General features: G+C 68.4%; 19 protein-coding genes and 1 pseudogene. 14 read left to right on the top strand and 6 right to left on the bottom strand.

Going from position 1 to position 22253, the window contains the following annotated elements; translation table 11 throughout:
- Positions 1 to 60: 60 nt before the first annotated feature.
- Entirely contained in the window at positions 61 to 2091 is a 2031-nt protein-coding gene (locus BLW75_RS02495; protein ID WP_091596628.1) for an MMPL family transporter, read from the bottom strand.
- A 106-nt stretch (positions 2092 to 2197) separates the two neighbouring features.
- Here BLW75_RS02495 and BLW75_RS02500 point away from each other — a divergent pair, with 106 nt between their 5' ends.
- Together BLW75_RS02500 and BLW75_RS02505 are read left to right on the top strand one after the other, a co-directional pair.
- The gene (locus BLW75_RS02500; protein ID WP_034318960.1) at positions 2198 to 2671 is read left to right on the top strand and encodes a MarR family winged helix-turn-helix transcriptional regulator; all 474 of its coding nucleotides are present in this window, start codon (positions 2198 to 2200) and stop codon (positions 2669 to 2671) included.
- Between the two features lie 12 nt (positions 2672 to 2683).
- On the top strand, positions 2684 to 4144 hold the full coding sequence (locus tag BLW75_RS02505) for an SDR family oxidoreductase (protein ID WP_034318957.1): 1461 nt from the start codon (positions 2684 to 2686) through the stop codon (positions 4142 to 4144).
- Between the two features lie 46 nt (positions 4145 to 4190).
- On the opposite strand, the gene BLW75_RS02510 is transcribed toward BLW75_RS02505, so the two are convergent.
- Complete coding sequence (locus BLW75_RS02510; RefSeq protein ID WP_034318944.1) at positions 4191 to 5906, bottom strand: glycoside hydrolase family 6 protein; 1716 nt, start codon at positions 5904 to 5906, stop codon at positions 4191 to 4193.
- Between the two features lie 236 nt (positions 5907 to 6142).
- Between BLW75_RS02510 and BLW75_RS02515 the strand changes: the two genes are divergently transcribed.
- The 3 genes and pseudogenes from BLW75_RS02515 to BLW75_RS44060 all read left to right on the top strand — a co-directional run.
- Positions 6143 to 6820: a response regulator transcription factor gene (locus tag BLW75_RS02515; RefSeq protein ID WP_034318941.1), complete on the top strand. Its 678-nt coding sequence runs from the start codon at positions 6143 to 6145 to the stop codon at positions 6818 to 6820.
- Positions 6813 to 8207 (top strand): ATP-binding protein, encoded by a 1395-nt coding sequence (locus BLW75_RS02520; protein WP_034318938.1) that lies wholly within the window; start codon positions 6813 to 6815, stop codon positions 8205 to 8207. Before BLW75_RS02515 ends, BLW75_RS02520 begins: the two co-directional genes overlap by 8 nt.
- 57 nt (positions 8208 to 8264) lie before the next feature.
- Positions 8265 to 9278 (top strand): annotated as a pseudogene (locus tag BLW75_RS44060) (acyltransferase family protein); the annotation flags it as partial.
- 117 nt (positions 9279 to 9395) lie between these two features.
- On the opposite strand, the gene BLW75_RS02530 reads toward BLW75_RS44060, so the two are convergent.
- On the bottom strand, positions 9396 to 10844 hold the full coding sequence (locus BLW75_RS02530) for a DHA2 family efflux MFS transporter permease subunit (RefSeq protein ID WP_034318934.1): 1449 nt from the start codon (positions 10842 to 10844) through the stop codon (positions 9396 to 9398).
- A gap of 224 nt (positions 10845 to 11068) precedes the next feature.
- On the opposite strand from BLW75_RS02530, the gene BLW75_RS02535 reads away from it, so the two are divergent.
- Positions 11069 to 11920: a maleylpyruvate isomerase N-terminal domain-containing protein gene (locus tag BLW75_RS02535; RefSeq protein ID WP_277815010.1), complete on the top strand. Its 852-nt coding sequence runs from the start codon at positions 11069 to 11071 to the stop codon at positions 11918 to 11920.
- A 154-nt stretch (positions 11921 to 12074) separates the two neighbouring features.
- On the opposite strand, the gene BLW75_RS02540 is transcribed toward BLW75_RS02535, so the two are convergent.
- Positions 12075 to 12464, bottom strand: a complete 390-nt coding sequence (locus tag BLW75_RS02540; protein ID WP_034318931.1) for a winged helix-turn-helix transcriptional regulator — start codon at positions 12462 to 12464, stop codon at positions 12075 to 12077.
- A gap of 98 nt (positions 12465 to 12562) precedes the next feature.
- On the opposite strand from BLW75_RS02540, the gene BLW75_RS02545 reads away from it, so the two are divergent.
- Complete coding sequence (locus tag BLW75_RS02545) at positions 12563 to 12970, top strand: RidA family protein (protein ID WP_034318927.1); 408 nt, start codon at positions 12563 to 12565, stop codon at positions 12968 to 12970.
- 3 nt (positions 12971 to 12973) lie between these two features.
- Here BLW75_RS02545 and BLW75_RS02550 read toward each other — a convergent pair whose 3' ends face one another.
- Both BLW75_RS02550 and BLW75_RS02555 read right to left on the bottom strand, forming a co-directional pair.
- Positions 12974 to 13453, bottom strand: coding sequence for a cupin domain-containing protein (locus BLW75_RS02550; protein ID WP_034318924.1), 480 nt, complete (start codon positions 13451 to 13453; stop codon positions 12974 to 12976).
- Between the two features lie 208 nt (positions 13454 to 13661).
- Positions 13662 to 14093: a VOC family protein gene (locus BLW75_RS02555; protein WP_034318920.1), complete on the bottom strand. Its 432-nt coding sequence runs from the start codon at positions 14091 to 14093 to the stop codon at positions 13662 to 13664.
- A 103-nt stretch (positions 14094 to 14196) separates the two neighbouring features.
- Here BLW75_RS02555 and BLW75_RS02560 point away from each other — a divergent pair, with 103 nt between their 5' ends.
- The 7 genes from BLW75_RS02560 to BLW75_RS02590 all read left to right on the top strand — a co-directional run bounded on the left by BLW75_RS02560 (position 14197) and on the right by BLW75_RS02590 (position 22227).
- The gene (locus tag BLW75_RS02560) at positions 14197 to 14853 is read left to right on the top strand and encodes a GntR family transcriptional regulator (RefSeq protein ID WP_034318917.1); all 657 of its coding nucleotides are present in this window, start codon (positions 14197 to 14199) and stop codon (positions 14851 to 14853) included.
- Positions 14854 to 14984: 131 nt separating this feature from the next.
- Positions 14985 to 16298 (top strand): ABC transporter substrate-binding protein, encoded by a 1314-nt coding sequence (locus BLW75_RS02565; RefSeq protein WP_034318914.1) that lies wholly within the window; start codon positions 14985 to 14987, stop codon positions 16296 to 16298.
- Positions 16298 to 17254, top strand: coding sequence for a carbohydrate ABC transporter permease (locus tag BLW75_RS02570; protein WP_034318910.1), 957 nt, complete (start codon positions 16298 to 16300; stop codon positions 17252 to 17254). The genes BLW75_RS02565 and BLW75_RS02570 overlap by 1 nt, the downstream gene beginning before the upstream one ends.
- Positions 17247 to 18086 carry a carbohydrate ABC transporter permease gene (locus tag BLW75_RS02575; protein ID WP_034318906.1) on the top strand — a complete coding sequence of 280 codons (840 nt, stop codon included), beginning with the start codon at positions 17247 to 17249 and terminating at the stop codon, positions 18084 to 18086. The genes BLW75_RS02570 and BLW75_RS02575 overlap by 8 nt, the downstream gene beginning before the upstream one ends.
- Before the next feature lie 32 nt (positions 18087 to 18118).
- Positions 18119 to 19450, top strand: a complete 1332-nt coding sequence (locus BLW75_RS02580; protein WP_034318903.1) for a GH1 family beta-glucosidase — start codon at positions 18119 to 18121, stop codon at positions 19448 to 19450.
- 162 nt (positions 19451 to 19612) lie between these two features.
- The gene (locus tag BLW75_RS02585; RefSeq protein ID WP_034318901.1) at positions 19613 to 21088 is read left to right on the top strand and encodes an amidohydrolase family protein; all 1476 of its coding nucleotides are present in this window, start codon (positions 19613 to 19615) and stop codon (positions 21086 to 21088) included.
- Positions 21085 to 22227 (top strand): M20 family metallopeptidase, encoded by a 1143-nt coding sequence (locus tag BLW75_RS02590; RefSeq protein WP_034318899.1) that lies wholly within the window; start codon positions 21085 to 21087, stop codon positions 22225 to 22227. The genes BLW75_RS02585 and BLW75_RS02590 overlap by 4 nt, the downstream gene beginning before the upstream one ends.
- Positions 22228 to 22253: the final 26 nt, after the last annotated feature.

A 22253-nucleotide genomic window follows, 5' to 3' on the forward strand; every position in this document is an offset into this window, starting at 1 on the left:
GGCGGCTCGCACATTCCGTAGACGGAGCCGCCGTGAGTTCCGGACGGACGATCGCGACGTTCATTCCCGGCCGGTCTTCGCCAGCTTCGACGGCCACCAGATCTTCCGTCCGACGTCCACCGCCAGTGCCGGTACCAGCAGCGAGCGCACCAGAAGCGTATCGAGCAGGACGCCGAAAGCGACGATGAACGCCAGTTGGGCCAGGAAGAGGATCGGCAGGACGGCCAGTGCGGCGAAGGTCGCGGCGAGTACGACTCCCGCCGAGGTGATCACGCCACCCGTGACGCGGAGACCGCGCAGCGTCCCGTCCCGCGTGCCGATTCTGCCCGCTTCTTCGCGGACGCGGGTCATCAAGAAGATGTTGTAGTCGATCCCCAGTGCGACAAGGAAGACGAAGCCGAACAGCGGGACGACCGGGTCGGCGCCGGGGAAGTCGAAGACGTGGTTGAACACCAGCGCGGAGACGCCCATCGTCGCGGCGAAGGACAGCACCACCGTGCCGATCAGCAGCAGCGGCGCGAGCAGCGACCGCAGCAGGAGGGCGAGCACGAGGAAGATCACGACCAGCACGATCGGGATGATCAGCAATCGGTCGTGCTCGGAGGTCTCCCTCGTGTCGAGCAGGGTGGCGGTGGGACCGCCGACCTTGGTGCCGTCGACGGTGTGCACGGCTTCGCGGATCCGCTCGACCGTCGCGACGGCCGCGTCGGAGTCCGGGGGATCCGCGAGGACCGCGTCGATCTTCGCGAGCCCGCCCGCTTCGCCGGTTTGGCGGACGTCCGAAACACCGGGGACACGCGCCAGTGCGGTGACCGCCGGGGCCTGGCCGGCGGGGGTGATGATCACCGTGGGCGAACCGGAGCCGCCGGGGAAGTAGCGCGAGAGGACTTCTTGCCCCGCGACGGAATCGACCGGCGTGAGGAAGACGTCGGACTGCGCGGTACCGGAGGCCTTGAGCTGGGGGAGGAACGCACCGCCCGCGAGCAGGACGACCGTGGTGACGATCCAGATCGTGCGCGGAGCGCGGGCGACCCAGCGCGACACGCGACTCCAGAGTCCTCCGTTCTCCTCGCGAGGCGGCGACACCGCTGGGCGGAAAGGCCAGAAAGCGTTGCGGCCGCACAAGGCCAGGACCGCGGGAAGGAATGTGATGGTCGTGAGGAAGGCGGCGCCGATGCCGATGGCGGCGACCGGGCCGAGTCCCTTGTTCGAGTTCAGATCGCTGAACAGTAGACAGAGCACGCCGAGGATCACGGTCCCGGCCGACGCCGCGATCGGTTCGATGGTCGAGCGCCAGGCCGTGCGGAGGGCGAGGCGCGCGTCGTCGGTCGTCCGGAGTTCCTCGCGATACCGCGAGACCATCAGGAGCGCGTAGTCGGTGGCGGCGCCGAAGACGAGGATGAACAGGATGCCCTGGCTCTGCCCGTTCAGCGCCAGGACGTCGTGGTCCGCGAGCAGGTACACCGCGAGACTCGCCGTTCCCAGCGCGAACACCGCCGACAGCAGCACGAGCAGGGGGAGCAGCGGGCTCCGGTAGACGACGATCAGGATGACCGCGACCACCGCGCCCGCGACCAGGAGCAGCAGGCCGTCGATCCCGCCGAACGCCTCCTTCAGGTCGGCGACCTGTGCGGCCGGGCCGGTCACGAGCACCTTCAACCCGTCCGGGGTATCACGGGCGAGCGCTTCTCGCAGCGCCTCGACACCGTCCCCAGGGTCACCCGTGGCGTCGAGGAGCACGACGACTTGCGCGCCCGCGTCGCTCTGCGGGGCCGGGAAGAGCCGGGCATTCGACGTCCGGTCGGCGAGGAACCGCTTGTCGCCCTCGGTCAGGCCGGAGGGCCGTTCGGCGACGACGATCGCCGGGATGACGGCGGCGCTGGAGAACTGCTTCTGGAGTTCGCCGACCTCGGTGGCTTCGGCGGACGCCGGCAGGAAACTGCTGCTGTCGTTCTCGGTGACCTGGCTCAGCTTGCCCGCGTACGGGCCGCTGAACCCGCCGAAGATGAGCCACGCGACCCCGATCAGGGCGGGGAGCAGCCAGCGCAGACGTGACCGCGTGCGGGCGGGGCGTTCGACTTCCGAGATCATGGACGGATGGCTCCCGTGGCAGTGCTACTTCGACGAGTGAATAGTTCGACCATCGAAATAGTAGAGTGGTCGCCCGGGCGGGGCAGCGTGAGGGGAGGTTCCGGACATGCCTGAGGACACGGAGCCCGTCACGGACGACTTGCTCGTTCTCCTGCTGCGGCAGCTGACGGTCGAGTCGGACCGGTTCGCGGAGATGTTCGGCGAGGCACACGGCCTGCACCGGACCGACCTCAACGCGCTCGCCGTGATCATGGACGCCGCCCGCATGGGGGACCCGATGAGCCCGAGCAGGCTCGCGAGCGCCCTGCACCTGAGCGCGTCGGCGACGACGGCGGTGCTGGACCGGTTGGAGCGGGCAGGGCACCTCTTCCGGGACCGGAGCGCGACCGACCGGCGCAAGGTCGAACTGCGGATGCACGAAAAGGCGCGGGAGATCGGCTCCGAGTTCTTCCAGCCGCTCGGGCGGAGCTACGCCGAAGCGTGGCGGGACTTGGGCGAGGACGAGCGGCGGACGGTCGCCCGGTTCCTCCGGAGCAGTATCGCCGCGACCGTCGAAGTGCGCGGTCGCCTGGCACCGTGAACACTCGGGGGCATGCGATGTGTGGTGCTGGGAGCGACGGGCTATGTCGGCGGACGGCTGGTACCGCAACTGCTGGACGCGGGTCACGAGGTGCGCGTGGTGGCGCGCTCGCCGGAGAAGGTCGCCGAGGAGCCGTGGCGTGACCGCGTCGAGGTCGCACGCGGCGACGTCACCGATCCGGCCTCCATCGAGACGGCGCTGAGCGACTGCGAGGTCGTCTATTACCTCGTGCATTCGTTGGCGCGCAAGGACTTCGTCGACGTCGACCGGGAAGGGGCGCGGACGGTCGCCGAGGCGGCCAAGGCGGCGGGCGCGCGTCGGCTGGTGTACCTGGGCGGAATCGTGCCGGACGACGAGGAGCTGTCGCCGCACCTGGCGTCGCGCGCCGAAGTGGGCCGGGTCCTGCTGGATTCCGGAGTGCCCGCAATCGTCCTGCAGGCCGCGGTGATCATCGGCTCGGGTTCGGCGAGCTTCGAGATGCTGCGCTACCTGACCGAGCGGCTCCCGGCGATGGTGACCCCGCGCTGGGTGCGCAACCGCATCCAGCCGATCGCGATCCGGGACGTGCTGCACTATCTCGTGCACGCGGCCGATCTCCCGGCCGAGGTGAACGGCGCCTTCGACATCGGCGGGCCGGACGTGCTGACCTATTTGGACATGATGCGCCGGTACGCCGTCGTCGCCGGTCTGCCGAGGCGAGCCGTCGTACCGGTCCCGGTGCTCACTCCATGGTTGTCCGCGCAATGGGTGAACCTGGTCACTCCCGTGCCGAAGTCGATCGCCGTACCGCTGATCGAATCGCTGGTGCACGAGGTGGTCTGTCACGACCACTCGATCGCCGAGCACATCCCCGACCCCGATGCCGGGCTGACGCACTACGAGCACGCCGTCGAACTGGCGCTGACCCGGATCCGCAACGCCGACGTGCCGACCCGCTGGTCGGACGCGTCGAGTGCCGCGGCACCTTCGGACCCGCTGCCGAGTGATCCGGAGTGGGCGGGCGGAACGGTGTACGAGGACGATCGGGCGCAGCGGACCGACGCCTCGCCGGAGGCGCTGTGGGATGTCATCGAGTCCATCGGCGGGGAGCACGGGTGGTACTCGTTCCCCCTGGCCTGGTCGGTCCGCGGCTGGGCCGACCGGCTCGTCGGCGGCGTCGGATTGCGGCGCGGACGGCGGGATCCGCGGCGGCTGCACCTCGGCGAGGCGCTGGACTGGTGGCGCGTCGAATACCTCGACCGGCCGCGCCTGCTGCGGCTCCGGGCCGAGATGAAGCTGCCGGGGCGCGCCTGGCTCGAACTCGGTGTCGAGTCCGATGAGGACGGTCGGACCGTCTACCGGCAGCGGGCGGTGTTCGAGCCGCACGGGCTGGCCGGGCACGCGTACTGGAAGGGGATCGCGCCGTTCCACGGTGTCGTCTTCGGTGGCATGGTCCGCAACATCACCGGTGCGGCGCAAGGAGAAACCTCGTGAGTGGTAAGGACGGTTAGAACCGTCCTTACCACTCACGAGACCCCGTCTACAGAGCCGGGTAAGCGTTCTTCAGCAGTTCCTGGAACTGCGCGGAGAACCAGTGCCCGGAGAGCGGCGCGTCGGGCAGCGCGCCGGACATGTTGTACTGGTTTCGCGGGTTGCCGGTGTACGTCGGATCGCACATCCGGTCGAAACCCTTGCCCTCGGTGTTCGGGATCTCCTTGCTGGAACCGTCGGATTCACCCGGCGGCTTGATCCAGACGTAGGCGTCGATCCCGGCTTCCGGCGCGGCCTTGGGGCGTTCGCCGAGCCCCGCGCCCGCCTGGTTGCACCAGTTCCCGAGATGGATGCGGCGATCCGTCCTGCTCCCGTTCACGTAGGCGTCGACCGTGGTGGACGGCCCGGGGCCGGACGGCCGCGCGGTGCCGCCCCAGCCGTTGCGGGAGGTGTCGATGAGCATGCCGACGTCCGCCGGGAAGCCCGCCCGGATCGCCTCCTGCCGGAACGCCTGCGCGTAGGACAGTTCGTCGACGTAGCGGTTCCAGTCCACCCACTTCGACGTCCGCACCGAAGTGCCGCCGACACTGTCGTTCACGGTGAAGTACGGCTCCCTGAGTGCCCCGTAGTTCGCGGTGTTGGCGATGAAGCCGTGCACGTTGGCCAAGGTGCTGCCGGAACTCTTCGCGGCCTGTGCGAAGAGCGCGGCGGACGGGCCGAGGTTGTCGTCCCAGCCGAGCCAGCCGTGGTGCCCGGCGTCGATGTAGTTGTAGACGTTGGGGATCGCGCCGAACTTCGCGAGCGCGTAACCGACACCGGAGACGTAGTTCCCGTTGGCCTTCATGACGTCGCATTGGGGCGTGGCCGTCGGCCGGGGTGTCACATTGGTGACGAGGTTCGGCAGTGAGTCGATCTCGATCACGGTCACCACCCGCAACGCCGCGTACTTCGGATCGGCGAGGATCGTGGCGATCGGGTCGATGTACTCGGCCTGGTAGCGCGGGAGTTCGTCCGCCTTGAGTTCGCCGTTGGACGCGAGCGCGGAGCAGTCACGGCCGGGCAGGTTGTAGATCACCAGCTGGACGACCAGCGGTTTCCCGGCGGCCTGCTGAAGCGCTCCGTCGAGATGCGCGCGCAGCCCGCGGCTCGTGCTCGTGCCCTCGATGGCGGCGATCCGGTCGAGCCAGACGCCGGTCGGCTGGTTCGCGATCCGGGCGCCGCCCGGTTCGGCCGCGGCCTTCGCCGACCAATCCGGGTTCACGTACACCCCGGCACCGGCGTAGGGGTTGTCCGCCTTCGGGCCGCCAGGACCGGGGGTCGTCGTGGTCGTGGTCGTGGGGGCGGTGGAACCGGTGCAGGTGGTGCCGTTCAAGGTGAAGACGGCGGGTTTCCCGTTCGTGCCGGAGTGGCTGCCGTTGAAGCCGGGGGAGACGGTGGCGCCGGTGCCGAGCGAACCGTTCCACCCCGCGTCCCGGACCGTCACTCGCGTGCCTTGTTGGCCGAAGTTGCCGTTCCAGCCCTGCCGCACCTGCTGGTTTCCGGGGAAATCCCAGCTCAGCGTCCAGCCGCCGCTGATCGGGTCGCCGAGGTTGGTGACGGTGACGGTCGCCCCGAAACCGGTGTCCCATTGGTTGGTGATCGTGTAGTCGACCTTGCAGCCCGGCGCCGCTTCGGCGCTCGAGCCCAGCACCACCGGCACCGCCACCATCGCGAGTACCGCGCCGATGGCCAATGGTGCCGAAACACCCTTTCTGCGGAATCTCATGCGTCGCCTCCTTGCGACCGGAATCCGATTTATGGGAGCGCTCCCATCGAGGACCGTAAAGGGATGGCCGGGTCGTGACAAGGGGTGCGCGGGCCGAGATATGGGATCGCTCCCAGAATACGGCCAAAGGACTGAGCCGCCCGGTGGAAGGCTCGTCCTGACGGCGGCGAGGCCTTCACCCGGACAGCGGGCGGCCGGTGACCGGAGACGGCTTGGCCGTGTGGGATCGTGAGCGGATGAGGATCTTGCTCGTGGAGGACGAGCGAAGGCTCGCCGAATCGCTGCGCGCGGGGCTGAATGCCGAGGGCTATGCCGTGGACGTCGCGCACAACGGCCGCGACGCGCTTTGGTACGCCGCCGAACATCCGTATTCCGCGATGATCCTCGACATCATGCTGCCGGGGCTCAACGGCTACCGCGTTTGCCGGAGACTGCGCGAACGGGGTGACACCACCCCGATCCTCATGCTGACCGCGAAGGACGGTGAGGACGACGAGATCGAGGCGCTGGACACCGGCGCCGACGACTTCCTCCCGAAGCCGTTTTCCTACGGCGTCCTGCTCTCCCGGCTCCGGGCGCTGATCCGGCGCGGGGGAGCGACGCGGCCGGGCACCCTGCGGCTCGGCGACCTCGAACTCGACCAGGCGAGCCGCGTTTGCCGTCGCGGTGCGGCCGAGATCCCGTTGACCACCAAGGAGTTCGCTCTCCTGGCGTATCTGATGAAGCGGCAGGGCGAGGTGGTCACCAAAGCCGAGTTGCTGGAGAACCTCTGGGATTTCGCCGCGTCGGCGACCGCGAACCTCGTCGAAGTCCACGTGAGCGCGTTGCGGCGCAAGATCGATCTGCCGTTCGGGGCGGAGACGATCCGGACGGTGCGTGGCGCCGGCTACCACGTGGTGGCCTCCGGTGCGTGAGTTCCTGCGGACGACCCGCTTCCGGGTCGCGCTGACGTCGTTCGTGACGTCGCTTGTCGCCCTCGGTGTCGTCTCGGCCTGGCTCGTGGTCGACGCCGAGAACCGGCTGGGAGCGGGGGCCGCTCAGGTGGCCAGGGCGCGTGCGGCGGCGATCGTGCAACTGCTGAACACCGGCGCGGCACCGGCCGATCTGCTCCTGCTCGTTCGTGACTCGGCCTACGAAGTGGTCGATCAGTTCGGCAACCGCGTCATCGGATGCCCGGGTCTGCGGCACGGTCTGCTGGTCCAGGACGATGACTATCAGCGCGGTGATTCCGTGTCGGTTCTCGAGGCGGGCGCGGTCGACGAGTCGATGGCGGGCTCGGTCGGCTGCCGGGGAGTGCTCGGACGTGATGTCGAGACCACCGAGACACGCGTGCACGTCGCGGCCGACACGAGCGGCGACAGCAAGTACCGGATCTACGGCGCCGCCGTGGTCGACGAGTCCGGGCAGGCGGCGCTCGACGCGGTGCGCGTGACGCTGCTGGTGGGTGTCCCGGTGATCGCGCTGCTGATCGGGGCGGTCGCGTGGCTCGCCGTACGCCGTTCGCTGCGGCCGGTCGAGGCGATCCGCTCGGAGGTCGCGGAGATCGGCGCGCACGACCTCTCCCGCCGGGTCCCGGCCCCGGACAGCGCCGACGAGATCGCGAAGCTCGCCGAAACGATGAACACGATGCTCGCCCGCCTGGACACGGCGGTCACCCGGCAGAGCCGCTTCACCTCGGACGCGTCGCACGAACTGCGCACACCGCTGGCCTCCCTGCGGACCCAGCTCGAGGTGCTGCTCGCGCATCCGGACCGGCTGGACTGGCGCGACGCCTGCCGCAACGCGCTTCTCGACATCACCCGGCTGCAGGACCTCGTAGGAGACCTGGTGCTGCTCGGCAAGCTGGACAACGCGGAGCCGGAACGAACCACGCCGGTGCGACTGTCCGAAGTGGTCGAATCCTGTCTCTCCGGGCGGCAGGCGGTCCGAGCCGAGATCGACGCGGATCCGATGGTCCTCGGCGACCGCGGCAGACTGGAGCGGTTGCTGCGCAACCTGGTGGACAACGCGCAACGCCATACCCGTACGGGTGTCGAAGTTCGGGTGTCCACTGTGGATGACGTCGCCGTGGTCGCGGTGACCGACGACGGGCCGGGCATTCCCGCCGCGGACCGTGAGCGGGTGTTCGATCGCTTCGTGCGTCTCGACGACGGACGTGCGCGTGACGACGGTGGCGCGGGTCTGGGGCTGGCGATCGTCGCCGAGATCGCCCATGCGCACGGCGGCACCGTCGAGGTCGCCGACCACGACGGCGGTGCCCGGCTCGTCGCCCGCCTGCCGTTGGCGGAAGCGCGAAGCTGAAGACGTCTTCAGCTTCCTTAAGCTCCGGTTCAGCGTCCGCGCACGAACCTTCGGAGCATGTTCGCTCCTGCACGCCGCTCGTGGTGGCGCCCCCTCGGCCACGCCGAGTACCTGGCCTCGTCATGGTTCCCCGGCCTCACCGGCGTTCGCGCGCTCGCGGCCGTGGCCGTGGTGTGCTTCCACTACGGCGGCCCGGTCGTCGACCGCCTCCAAGGCTGGATCGCCGTGCAACTGTTCTTCGTGCTGTCCGGCTTCCTCATCACGACGCTGGCCCTGCGCGAAGAAGACCGTGACGGCCGGATCTCACTGCGCGGGTTCTACCTTCGCCGGGTCTTCCGGATCATGCCGGTGTACTTCCTGCTCCTGGCGCTGACCACGGTCGCCGTCCTGCTCGGGGGGGCGTACCAGAGCAGCAGGCTCGCCGACGCGATGCCGTACTACCTCGTCTTCGGCAACGAACTCGTCGACTTCAACACGCCCTATCCGACGTCGTGGTCGCTGGGAGTGGAGGAAAAGTTCTACCTGGTCTGGCCCGCGCTGCTGGTGCTGACTTCGTTCGCGCGGAGCGGTAAGACGGCACTGCGTTCGCTGCTGGGCGCGTCTGCCGTCCTGGGTGTCGTGCTGTTCGCGCTGCCGTTGGCGCCCTCGCACACCTGGGCGAGCCTTTCGGTGCATTACTGCTCGCTGGTCATCGGCTGCCTGCTGGCGATGACGCTCCACCATCCGCGCGGATTCGCCCTCGTCCGGCCGCTGACCAGCCCGGCCGTCGCCACGGTGATCGGCTGCGGGTTCGTCGTGCTGCAGTTCTCCGTCGGCCCGCTGACGAAGGCGCTCGGCGGGCATTGGCAGTTCGTCGTGCCGGTCTATGCGGCGGGCTCGGCACTGCTGCTCGTGGCGGTCGTGTCGCCGGGCCCGGTCCGGTTGCTGCTCTCGAGCAGGCCGATGACCTTCGTCGGCGACCGTTCGTACGCGCTCTACCTCGCTCAGACCGGCGCGGCCGGGGTCACGGGCTGGCTGCTGCCCACCGGGCTCGCCAAGGCCGCCGCGACCACCGGTGTCGCGCTGCTGTTCGCCTGCGCGCTGCGCCGCTGGGTCGAACAGCCCGCCATCGCCTACGGCCGGAAGGTGGTCGGACGACGAGCGCCCGCCGTCCCTCCGGTGGAGGAAACGGCGGGCGCTCGGTCGACGTCAGTGGTGCGCGGCCACGCCACCGGTGGTGGCGCTCTTCTTGACGAAAAGCGATCCGACGAACGCGGCGAGGCCGACACAACCGGCGACCATGAACGTCGTGCGGATACCGGCCGCGTCGGGGCTGGCCGCTCCGGCGGTGGTCGTGCTCGCCGTGGCGATCGCGATGAACAGGGCGGTGCCGAGCGCGCCGGCGAGCTGCTGAAGGGTGGCGAGAATCGCGCTGCCGTGTGAATACAGGTGTTCGGGCAGCGAACCGAGGGATTCGGTCATCAGCGGCGTCATCATGAGGCCGAGCCCGCCCATCAGCAGGACGTGGATGGCGATGACCGCGATCAGAGGCGATTCCGCGCCGAGCAGGGCGAACAGCCACAGCGAGATCGCCATCGAGGCCGCGCCGGGGATCACCAGGGGCCGGGGGCCGAAGCGGTCGTAAAGCGCGCCGACCGGGCGGCCGAGCAGCCCGAGGACCAGACCGCCGGGCAGCACCGCGAGCCCGCTGACGAACGTGGTGGTGTGCAGGACGGTCTGCAGGTACAGCGGGAGCAGGATCGCCGCGGCGCCGAGCAGGCACATGAACAGCAAGGCCGTCAGCACCAGCGAGACGACGAAACTGCGGTGGGTGAACGGACGCAGGTCCAGCAGCGCGCGGTCTTCCTTCTGGAGCCGCAACTGGCGCCAGGTGAACACCACGAGCGCCACGACACCGACCGCGATCGGCGCCCACGGCGGCACCGGCTGATGCCCACCGGCCGATTCGCCGGACACCGACAGGCCGTACAGCACGCCGCCGAAACCGAGCGCGGACAGGACCACGGACAGCACGTCCAGCGGCACCTTGCGGGTGTCGCCGTCCAGCCGCAGCTGCACCATGCCGACCACCAGAGCGGCGAGCGAGAGCGGCAGCACGATCCAGAACATCCAGCGCCAGCCGAGCGACGAGAGCACGGCACCGCCGATGGTCGGGCCGATGGCGGGCGCGACCGCGATGACGATCGTGATCGTGCCCATCGTGGCGCCGCGCTTCTCGACCGGGACCAGGCGCATCACCGTGGTCATCAGCAGCGGCAGCATCACCGCCGTCCCGCAGGCCTGGATGACGCGGCCGGTCAGCAGCAGGGCGAAACCCGGGGCCAGCGCGCTGACCAGGGTGCCGGTGCTGAACAGGGTGAGCGAGGCGAGGAACACCTGGCGCGGGGTGAACCGCTCGAGCAGGAACCCGGTGGTCGGGATGACGACCGCCATGGTGAGCAGGAAACCGCTGGTCAACCACTGGACGGTGGTGGTCGGGACCTGGAGGTCGACGGTCAGGTCACGCAGCGCGACGCTCAGGATGGTCTCGTTGAGGATCATCACGAACGCGGAAAGGACCAGGACCCCGATCAGGAGTCCGGCTTTCGCCGGTGCCCTTTGCTGGTCGTGGGCGGTTTCGGGCAGGGTCTCGGTCATCAGTGAAGGGCTCTCCTGGAAGGGCGCGGGTCCGCGTCGGCCGCCTTGGGCGCCGGCAACGGTGACCGCGAAGGCGAAGCTGAGTCGTTTCGTTCAGTCTGCCCGTGCAGGTCGGTGTGTGTCACGTGAATTTCCGTAGTGAGTACGGTCACTGTGCGTTCGGGCAGTGCGGGACCGCACACGAGCGGAACGGTTTTTCCTTGGCAGCAAGGTAAAATCGGCACGTGACCAGAGCGATCACGGCAGATCGATGGCATTCGGTGCGGCGAGCCTATCGGGTGACGGGCGCGCGATTCGCGGACCTGGTCACCCGCGTTCCGGATCCGGACGCGATGGTCACGGCGGAGTGGACGGTGGCCGAAACGGTCGCCCACGTCGCGATGATCGCGAAGATGTACACGTCGCTGGTGCGGCCGGACGGCACCGCGGTCCTCGCCACGGGTGGGCAGAGTCAGGTGGAGAAGACCACTGTGGACACCGTTTCCGTGCTGAACACCTTGGTGTTGCGAGACTTTCCCGAACGTGACATTCAGGTGCTCGTCACCGGATTGCTCGCGGACATCGAGGAAGTACTGCGCGTGACCGAGGACGTGGACCCCGGCACCCCGCTGGACTGGCTCGGGGGCTCGAAGGTGCCGCTGGCCGGCGTGCTCGCGCACCTCGTCAACGAACTTCAGATCCATGGCTGGGACATCGCCAAGGCGCTGAAGCTGCCATGGACGATCCAGCCGGGTGACGCGGCGTTGTTCTTCGACCTGTTCCTGGTGGGTGTGCTGAGCCACGACATCGGGCATCTGCTCGACACCGACGAGCCGCCGCGGGATCGACGGATCGCCGTGGCGTTCCGATCCGCGTACACGTCCCCGGTCGTGCTGGTGCTGCATCGGGGACGGGTGACGGTCGAGGAGCCCGGTGGACCGGTCGACGTGCGGATCTCGTTCGATCCGCCGACGCTGAACCTGATGCTGTTCCACCGGGTCGGCAAGGCGCGTTCCGCGCTGACGCGCAAGATCGTCGTCAGCGGCCCGCGGCCGTGGTTGTTGCCCGCCTTCCTGCGGGTGGTCCGGTTGCCGTAGGGCTTCGGGTGTCGCGAGTGTTCGGGTACCTGCTGCCGGTGCGCGGGTGGCGGTTCGCGTGACTGGATGGACGACACACGTGACTGGATGGACGACACGTGTGGTCAGACGGACGACTCGCGGCGGAACCCGGCTGGCCGTGCTGACCAGGCCGTCAACCGTTGGCAGGCGTGTCGAACCGGCGTCGCGAGTCTTCGATGTGGCCGAGGAACCGCTGCGTCCAGTCGCACATCCCGTCGACCGTCGCGCGGAGGCCGTGCCCGGCCTCGGTCAGGGTGTAATCGACACGCGGTGGCACCGTCGGGTGCACCGTCCGTTCGAGCAGGCCATTGCGCTCCAGCATGCGCAGGTTCTGAGTGAGCATCTTGTGGCTGATGCCCTCGATGTCGTCGCGCAGTTCGGTGAACCGCCGGGTGCGGTCGCCGATCGTCTCGATGATCAGGAGTGCCCACTTGTTGGCGACGTCGGAGAAGATCTCCCGCGCCAGCGAGTCCGCCCGCAGCAGATCGGCGTCGTCCGAACCGTTGAGCTGCTTGGTCACCATCAGGTTCCCCAGTCACGAAAAAGTGCGTTCTTCCAGGTCGACGCATACTCTCCTACAGTTCCTGGGTAACCACAAGTGACCACGACCGAGGAGTACGGATGAGCATCACCCTGGTGAATCCCGCGGGACTGCCTGAGATCCCCGCGTACCGGCAGGTGTCGATCGCGACCGGGCCGAAGCTGGTCTTCATCGCGGGGCAGGTCTCCTGGGACGCCGCCGGTGCCCTTGTCGGTGAGGGTGACCTCGCCGCACAGGTCGAACAGTGCTACCTGAACATCGGCACCGCGCTCGCCGCGGCCGGTGCCACCTTCGACGACGTCGCGAAGATGACCGTCTACGTCGTCGACTGGACGCCGGACAAACTCGCGCTGTTCCTCGAAGGCGTGGACAGGGCCGCCGCCAAACTGGGCGGCACCCCGGTCCCACCGGGCACACTGATCGGCGTCGCGGCGCTCGACGTGCCCGAGCACCTCGTCGAAGTCGAGGCGACGGCGGTCATCGATTGACGCTCACTGGCCGCGCGCGGCGCGCCAGATCGGGCTGTCGACGTAATGGTTGTCGTACTGCTGCGAGGACGCGGCGATCTCCGCCGGGTCGGCTTCGCCGCGTGCTACCCGGTCGAGGAGGCGGTAGTAGTCGAAGCGGGCCATTCCCGGGGTGAAGGTGACCAGGACGTCGGCGTCCGAGCCGTCGGCGGGGCCGAACGCGTGCGGCACCTTGGGCGGCACGGCGAGGAAGTCGCCCTTCTCCAGCGTGTGCAGCGTTTCCTCGACGAGGACCTGGAGTTTCCCTTCGAGTACGAAGAAGAACTCGGTCGCGCGGGTGTGGAAATGGGCCGGGGTGCCGAAGACGCCGTCCTTCAAGGTCGCGCGGTTCGCGGTGAAGCCCCCGTCGGTGGTGTCCGAGTCGGCCAGCAGCGTGATCTCGCTGCCCGGCGCGTCGCTGACGATCTCGGCGTCGGCGGCTCGGAGCAGGATGGGGTCGAACATGGTGGCGTCTCCTCGGTTTCCTTGTTCAGCGGGCTCGCTGACAGGACCACTCTCTCCCGAGAGCGGACCTTGATCAACGCGGAAAGCGACACCGATCGATAATCCTCAGGTTATCGATCGGTGGTCCGTGAAGGCCTCCTTGAGGGATCCAGGATCCCTCAAGGAGGCCTTCACGGACTCGGCGAGCGCCACGTGACAGGCCTCGCGGTCAGGCGGCGAAGACCTGCGAGTCGTCGGCGAACGCCTTGAACTCCAGGGCGTTGCCCGCCGGGTCCAGCAGGAACATCGTCCACTGTTCACCGGTCTGGCCCTCGAAGCGGACGTAGGGCTCGATGACGAAAGAGGTGTCCGCCGCGCGCAGCCGATCCGCGAGCTTCCGGAACTCCGGCACGGTGAGGATCAGCCCGAAGTGGGGCACGGGCACGTCGTGTCCGTCGACGGGGTTGTGGATCCGCTGCGGCCGCTCCGGCGCGAGGTGCGTGACGAATTGGTGCCCGTGCAGGTTCCAGTCGATCCAGGTGTCGGAGCTGCGGCCCTGTTCGAGGCCGAGAACCTCGCCGTAGAAGGTGCGCGCGGCGGCGAGGTCGTCGACGGGCATGGCGAGGTGGAAGCGGGGGATGGGGGAGTCGAGGACGGTCATACCCAGGGGATCCTTTCGGACGGGACGAGTACTTGTAGCAATGTTAACATTAGGACAAGTTCGTGATCGCTACTATTCGGGCGTGCCGGCGGGAAGGACGAGGATGAACGAACCTGGCAGGGTGATGCCGGCACGTCGTCGCGGGCTGGCGGACGAGGTCGCCGACAGGGTCAGGGACGCCATCTTCGGCGGCGCCTATCCGCCTGGCGCGCAGTTGCGCGAGGTCGAGCTTTCGGAGGCGCTCGGTGTCAGCCGCGGCCCGGTGCGTGAAGCACTGCTGAAACTGGAGCGTGAGGGCCTGGTCCGCAGCGAATGGCATCGCGGTGCGATCGTCACGACGCTGTCCGAAGCGGACGTCGCGGAACTCGACAGCCTGCGGTCGGCCTTGGAGCAGCTGGCCGTCCGGCTCGTGGTCGCGAACGCGCCGGAGGCGGACCTGGCCGCGATCGAGGAGGTCGTCGACCGGATGGACCAGGCGCGCGACGAGCACGAGATGGTCCGCTGTGACATCGATTTCCACGACGCGGTGTACGCGGCGTCCGGTCATCGGCGGCTCGTCGAGGCGTGGCGGGCGATCCGGTCGCAGGTGTACCTGTTCCTGCTGACCCGGATCGGCGTGAGCTCCGACGGCTACCTCGCGAGCATTCCGGCCGAGCATCGCCGGCTGGCGGCCGCTCTTCGTGCCCGTGACGGCGAGGAGGCGCTCGAACTCTTCGCCATCCATCGGGGCGAAGCCTTCGCCGTGCTGACGAGGGAGTGAACGAGCCGGACGAAATGGCGCGCAAGGGCTTGACGGCAAGGTTGGCCAAGGCTTAACTCAAGCCCTGAAATAAGACGTGTCCCGGGTCACAGCTCCGGACGCGGCTTGGCCACTCACCCCGAGGACCATCGATGCGAATCGGAAAGATCGCTCCCGCGCTCGTCCTGGCGCTGGCGGCCGCCGCCACGACGGCATGCGGCGGCGGCGACACGTCGTCCAGTGCTCCCAAGGAACTCGTGTACTGGGCATCCAATCAGGGCACCAGTCTCGACAACGACAAAGCCGTCCTGCAGCCCGAACTCGACAAGTTCGAGAAGGCCTCCGGGATCAAGGTCAAGCTCGAGGTCGTCCCGTGGACGGATCTGCTCAACCGGATCCTCGCGGCCACCACCTCCGGCAGGGGGCCGGACGTGCTCAACATCGGCAACACGTGGTCGGCCTCGTTGCAGGCGACGGGCGCGTTCCTGCCGTTCGACGACGCCGCGCTGGAGAAGGTCGGTGGCAAGTCGCGTTTCCTCGGCCCGTCGCTGGCGGCCACCGGGGCGAGCGGGCAGCCGCCGGTCGGCGTACCGCTCTACGGCCAGGCATACGGCCTGTACTACAACAAGAAACTCTTCTCGGAAGCCGGGATCACCAAGCCGCCCGCCACCTGGGAGGAACTCGTCGAGGACGGCAAGAAGCTCACCAAACCCGACAAGGGCCAGTGGGGGCTCTCGCTCCAGGCGGGCCAGGTCACCGAGAACAGCCACCACGCGGCGATCCTCGGCGCTCAGCACGGTGCCCAATTCTTCACCTCGGAGGGCAAACCGCAACTGGCTTCGGATCCGTCGGTCGCGGCCGTGCAGCAGTTCGTCGACCTGATGCAGAAGGACAAGATCGTCAATCCGGCCAACGCCGAATACGCCGACACCGCCAAATCCCTCAAGGACCTGTCGGACGGCAAGGCCGCGATGTTCATGAACCAGGCCTCCGCGGGGTCGTTCAAGAACATCGGGATGGACATGGCCGACCTCGGTGTCGCGCCGATCCCGTTGCCCGCCGCCGCGCCGCCGAACGGCCGGAAGGTGACCAGCTTCGTCGCGGGCATCAACATGGCGGTCTTCAAGAACACCAAGAACCCCGACGCCGCACTGGACTTCGTGAAGTTCATGGTCTCGGCGCCGGAGCAGGCGCTGCTCAACAAGACCTACGGTTCGCTGCCGACCGTCCAGGACGCCTACAGTGACGCGGCGTTCCAGACCGAAGACGTCAAGGTCTTCCAGAAAGTACTCGCGAATTCAGCTGAGCCAATGCCGCAGGTTCCGCAGGAGTCGCAGTTCGAGACCCTGATCGGCACCGCGATGAAGGCGATGTTCGCCGACGTCGCCGCGGGCAAGCCGGTCGACGGAGTCAAGATCCGTGACCAGCTGAACCAGGCGGACCAGCAGATCGCGGCCGGTGGTTGATGCCGACCGCTCTCGACGACGTCCCGGCCCTGAAGCCGGCCGGGGCGTCCCGCCCGCGGCGCGTCCGGCGCAACCGGCGCGGCATCGCGCTGCCGTATCTGCTCTTGCTGCCCGCGATCCTGCTCGAACTGCTCGTCCACGTGATCCCGATGATCGCCGGGCTCGTGATGAGCTTCTTCAAGCTCACGCAGTTCTCCATCCGGGACTTCTCGTCCGCCCCGGCGGCGGGGCTGGACAACTACAAGTTCGTCCTGGACTTCGACTCGGCGGCGGGTAAGGCGCTGCTCGGCTCGTTCTGGATCAGCGTCCTCTACACCGTCCTCTCGGTGGGGTTCTGCTGGCTCTTCGGCACGTCGGCCGCCGTGCTGATGCAGAAGAACTTCCGGGGGCGCGGTCTGCTCCGGACCCTGTTCCTGGTGCCGTACGCGCTGCCGATGTACGCCGCCGTGATCACCTGGTCGTTCATGTTCCAGAAGGAAACGGGCCTGGTGAACGACTTGCTGGGCACCGACTCCTTCTGGCTCATCGGGGACAACAGCTTCTGGTCGCTCGTGGTGGTCTCGGTCTGGCGGAACTGGCCGTTCGCGTTCCTGATCGTGATGGCCGGGCTCCAGAACATCCCCGGCGAACTGTACGAAGCGGCGGCCATCGACGGCGCGGGCTGGTGGCGGCAGTTCCAGGCCATCACCCAGCCGATGCTGCGTCCGGTCAACCAGGTACTGCTGCTGGTGCTTTTCCTGTGGACATTCAACGACTTCAACACGCCGTATGTCCTTTTCGGAGCGTCCGCGCCGAAGGAGGCGTCGCTGATATCGATCCACATCTACCAGAGCTCCTTCGTGACCTGGAACTTCGGGCTCGGCTCGGCGATGTCGGTGCTGTTGCTGCTCTTCCTGCTCCTCGTCAGCACCGTCTACTTGGGACTGACCGCACGGAGGAGGAAGGCCGTTGTCTGAGCCACGCTGGGTCCCGTGGGCCCGCCGATTCGTCCTCGGCTTCCTCGCCCTGTTCACACTGGTGCCGCTGTACGTGATGGTTTCGTCGTCGCTGAAACCGCTCGGGGACGTGCAGGGCGGCTGGGAATGGGTGCCGACGACGCTGACCATCCAGCCGTTCTTCGACATCTGGGAGACCATCCCTCTGGCCGAATACTTCGTGAACAGCCTGGTCATCTCCGGCTCGGCCGCGATCCTCTCGGTGGTGATCGCGATCTTCGCGGCGTACGCCCTGAGCCGGTTCCGCTTCCGTGGCAAGAACTTCTTCAAGATGACCGTGCTGTCCACGCAGATGTTCCCCGGCATCCTGTTCCTGCTGCCGCTGTTCCTCATCTTCGTCAACATCGGCAACACCACCGGCATCGTCCTGTACGGCTCCCGGCTCGGGCTGATCGTCACCTACCTGACCTTCTCGCTGCCGTTCGCGATCTGGATGCTCGCCGGATACATCGATTCGATCCCCAAGGAACTCGACGAGGCCGCGATGGTCGACGGCACCGGGCCCTTCGGCGCCCTCGTCCGGGTGGTCGTCCCGGCGGCCATGCCGGGCATCGTCGCGGTGGGCATCTACTCGTTCATGACGGCCTGGGGCGAGGTCCTGTTCGCGTCGGTGATGACCGATTCGGGCACGCGGACCCTCGCGGTCGGTCTCCAGGAGTACTCCACCCAGGTCCAGGTCTACTGGAACCAGGTCATGGCCGCGTCCCTGATCGTCTCCGTCCCGGTCGTCGCCGGATTCCTGCTGCTCCAGCGCTATCTCGTCGCCGGGCTCACCGCCGGTGCAGTGAAATGACCAGCCCGTCGCTCCGTACAGAGAGGTCCGCCTTGACTCTGCACCTGCCCGCCGATTTCCTGTGGGGTGCGGCCACCGCCGCGTACCAGGTCGAAGGCGCCGTCGACGCCGACGGCCGCCTCCCGTCCATCTGGGACGACTTCGTCCGGGTCCCGGGTGCCGTCCTGAACGGCGACACCGCCGACGTCGCGTGCGATCACTACCGGCGCTGGCCGGAGGATCTCGCCATCATGAAGCGACTGGGCCTGGACGCCTACCGCTTCTCGGTCGCGTGGCCGCGGGTGATCCCGACCGGCCGCGGCGAGGTCAACCCGGCCGGACTCGACTTCTACGACCGGCTGGTCGACGCGGTGCTCGAGGCCGGGATCCGGCCGTTCGCCACGTTGTTCCACTGGGACTTGCCTTCCGCGCTGAAGGGCGGCTGGCCCGAGCGCGACACGGCCTATGCCTACGCCGACTACGCCGCCGTCGTGGCGGCTCGGCTGGGTGACCGGGTGAAGGACTGGAACACGGTCAACGAACCGCTGTGTTCGGCTTGGCTCGGTTACCTCGAAGGGCGTTTCGCCCCTGGCATCAAGGATCTCAAGCAAGCTGTCCACGCTTCACACCATCTCCTGCTCGCGCACGGTCTCGGGGTACAGGCGATCACCGCGAATGCCGCACAGCCCGCGAATATCGGCCTGGTGGTCAATCTCAGCGGGATCGAGCCGGCGTCGGATTCCGCCGCGGACGTCGAAGCGGCGGCGCGAATGGACGGACATGTCAACCGCTGGTGGCTCGACCCGTCGAACGGCCGCGGCTATCCCGCGGACATGATCGAGGTCTACGGCGTCGAACCACCCGTGGTCGGGGACGACCTGGAGGTGATCTCGGCGCCGGTCGGCTACCACGGGCTGAACTACTACTTCCGGCAGATCGTCGAGGACGACCCGGAAGGCCCCGCTCCGCGCGCCCGGCAAGTGCCGGTCGAGGGCGCGGCCACCACCGCGATGGGCTGGGAGATCCACGGGCAAGGCCTGGCGGACCTGATCCACCGGCTCGCCGACGAGTACGGCGCCCGCGCCATCTATGTCACCGAGAGCGGGGCCGCCTTCGACGACAAGGTCGCCGAGGACGGGTCGATCCACGACGCCGACCGCATCGCCTACCTGGAGGAACATCTGGGCGCGGTGGCGGGCGCCGCCGAAGCGGGTGCTCCGGTGAAGGGGTACTTCGCCTGGTCGCTGCTCGACAACTTCGAATGGGACAGCGGGCTGAGCAAGCGGTTCGGGCTGGTGCGGGTCGACTACGACACGCAGGTGCGCACCGTCAAGGCGAGCGGGCACCGGTACGCGGAGATCATCGCCGGGCACCGGAACCGCTGACCGGCCTCGTGAGTGGTAAGGACGGTTAGAACCGTCCTTACCACTCACGAGGGTTCGTGCGCGCGGATGGACCGAGGGGTCCGGATTCGTCGCGCGGTACGAACGGACGCCCGCCGAAACCTCCTAGGGTCGCCATGAAGAGGCGATCCTAGGAGGCGAAGCATGCGGACACTTTTGCGCGGCGGTCGTGTCATCGATCCGGCGACGGGATTCGACGGCACGGCCGACGTGCTGGTATCCGGCGGGGTGGTCACCGCCGTCGGGGAGGCTTTGACCGCGGAGCCGGGCGACGTGGAGATCGACGTCTCGGGGCTCGTCGTCGGGCCGGGCTTCATCGACCTGCACAGCCACGTGCACACCATCGCGGGCCAGCGGCTCCAGGCGATGGACGGCGTGACGACCGCGCTCGACCTCGAGGCCGGGTTGATGCCGATCGAGCGGGCCTACGCCGAGGCCGCCGCCGCGGGACGTCCGCTGCACTACGGTTTCTCCGCGTCCTGGGGCGCCGCGCGGGCACAGGTGCTCGCCGGGATCGAGCCGGACGCGAATATCGACAGCGGGCTGTCGGTGCTCGGGAACCCGGCCTGGCAAAGGACTTCGTCACCGAAGGAACTCGCGGCCTGGCTGTCCCTTGTGGACGGTGAGCTGGCCGCGGGCGCGCTCGGCGTCGGTGTGCTGCTCGGCTACGCGCCCGATACCGATCCCGGCGAGTTCCTCGCGCTGGCCCGGTTGGCCAAGGAGGCCGGAGCGCCGACGTACACCCACGTCCGTGAACTGGTCGAAGTGAACCCGGAGACACCGATCGACGGTTCGGCCGAGATCGCGATCGTCGCGGCCGAGACCGGTGCCGCGATGCACCACTGTCACGTCAACAGCACGTCCGGTCACCAGATCGAGCGGGTGCTCGGGGCGCTCGAAGCGGGGCGAGCGGCCGGGTCGCGGGTGACCGTCGAGGCCTATCCGTACGGGGCGGGCAGCACGGGTATCGGTGCCGCCTTCCTTTCACCCGAACGTTTGAAGATGAAGGGGCTCTCCCCGTCCAGTGTGATCATGCTGGAGTCGGGGGAGCGCATCGCCGACGAAGGGCGTCTGCTTCAGGTGCGCGCCGAAGATCCCGGCGCGCCGTGCATCCTGGAGTTCCTCGACGAAAGCAGCCCGCACGACCTCGGCCTGCTGCGGCAGGCGCTCGCGTTCCCGGACGCCATCGTCGCCAGTGACGCGCTGCCCGTGTACTGGAAGAACGGCACCAGCGAGAGCACCGAATGGCCGCTGCCGCCCGGTGGCGCGACCCATCCGCGTACGGCCGGGACCTACGCCAAGACCTTGCGCCTGATGGTGCGCGAGAGCAAGGCCTGGACCTGGCTGGAGGCGTTCCGGCGCTGCTCCTACCTGCCGGCACGAGTGCTCGACGAGGTCGCCCCCGGGGCGCTGGCGAAGGGGCGGCTGAACGTCGGTGCCGACGCTGACATCGTCGTGATCGACCCGCACACGATCACCGACGCGGCGACGTATTTCGACTCGACGCGGCCGTCCGTCGGGGTCCGGCACCTGTTCGTCTCGGGTGTCCCGGTCGTGACCGACGGGAATCTGCGCACGGACGCGTTCCCCGGCAAACCGCTGCGGGGTGAGCCGCGATGAGCGACCTGCTCGCCGACATCGAGACGCTGATCCTCTGCGAGTCGCCGTCTTCGGATCACGAAGCGGTGGCGCGCAGCGCCGAAGTGGTCGCCGGAATCGGCCGGAGACTGCTCGGCGTGGACCCGGAGAAGATCGTCGTCGACGGCGTCACCCATCTCCGCTGGAGCTTCGGTGCCGGACCGCCTCGTGTCCTGCTGCTCGGTCACCACGACACGGTTTGGCCGCACGGTTCACTGGAGACCCATCCGTTCTCAGTGCGGGACGGAGTGTTGCGCGGACCCGGTTGCTTCGACATGAAGGCGGGGGTCGTGATGGCGTTGCACGCCGCCGCGACCCTGCCCGATCGTGACGGGCTGTCCATTCTGGTCACGGGCGACGAGGAGATCGGGTCGCCGTCCTCCCGCGCGCTGATCGAGGAGACCGCGGCGGGATGCGACGCCGCGTTCGTGCTGGAGGCGTCGGCCGACGGTGGTGCGCTGAAATGCCGGCGCAAAGGCGTTTCCCATTATCGGGTGGAAGTGTCCGGCCGCGCCGCGCACGCCGGGCTCGAACCGGAGAGGGGCGTCAACGCGGGGATCGAGATCTCCCACCAGATCCTCGCGGTGGCCGCGCTCGCCGATCCCAGGGCCGGGACCAGCGTGACGCCCACGGTCGTTTCGGCCGGAACGACGGTCAACACCGTTCCGGCCGCCGCGGGGGTGGCCGTCGACGTCCGTGTCTGGAACGAGGCCGAACAACTCCGTGTCGACCGGGCCATCCGGGGACTCCGTCCGGTCGTGGAAGGCGCCGAGGTCCGCGTGACCGGCGGGATCAACCGGCCGCCGCTCGAAGAGAATTCGTCGGCGGGACTCTTCGCCTTGGCCGGCGAACTGGCGGAGGAACTCGGGCTCGGAGAGCTGACTTCCGCGTCGGTCGGCGGTGCTTCGGACGGCAACTACACCGCCGGGATGGGCGTGCCGACGCTGGACGGACTCGGCGCCGTCGGTGGCGGGGCGCACGCGGATCACGAACACGTCGTCGTCGCGGAACTGCCGCGTCGTACCGCTTTGCTGGCCGCGCTCGTGGAAAACGTACTCGCGAAGCGGGGTCCGTCCGGTGCGACGAATCCCGCGGGCGAATCTGGTACGGCACGACGGTGACTCGGCCGAGGTGCCGGGAAAGGATT

The organism is Amycolatopsis lurida (assembly GCF_900105055.1).
Taxonomy (GTDB): domain Bacteria; phylum Actinomycetota; class Actinomycetes; order Mycobacteriales; family Pseudonocardiaceae; genus Amycolatopsis; species Amycolatopsis lurida.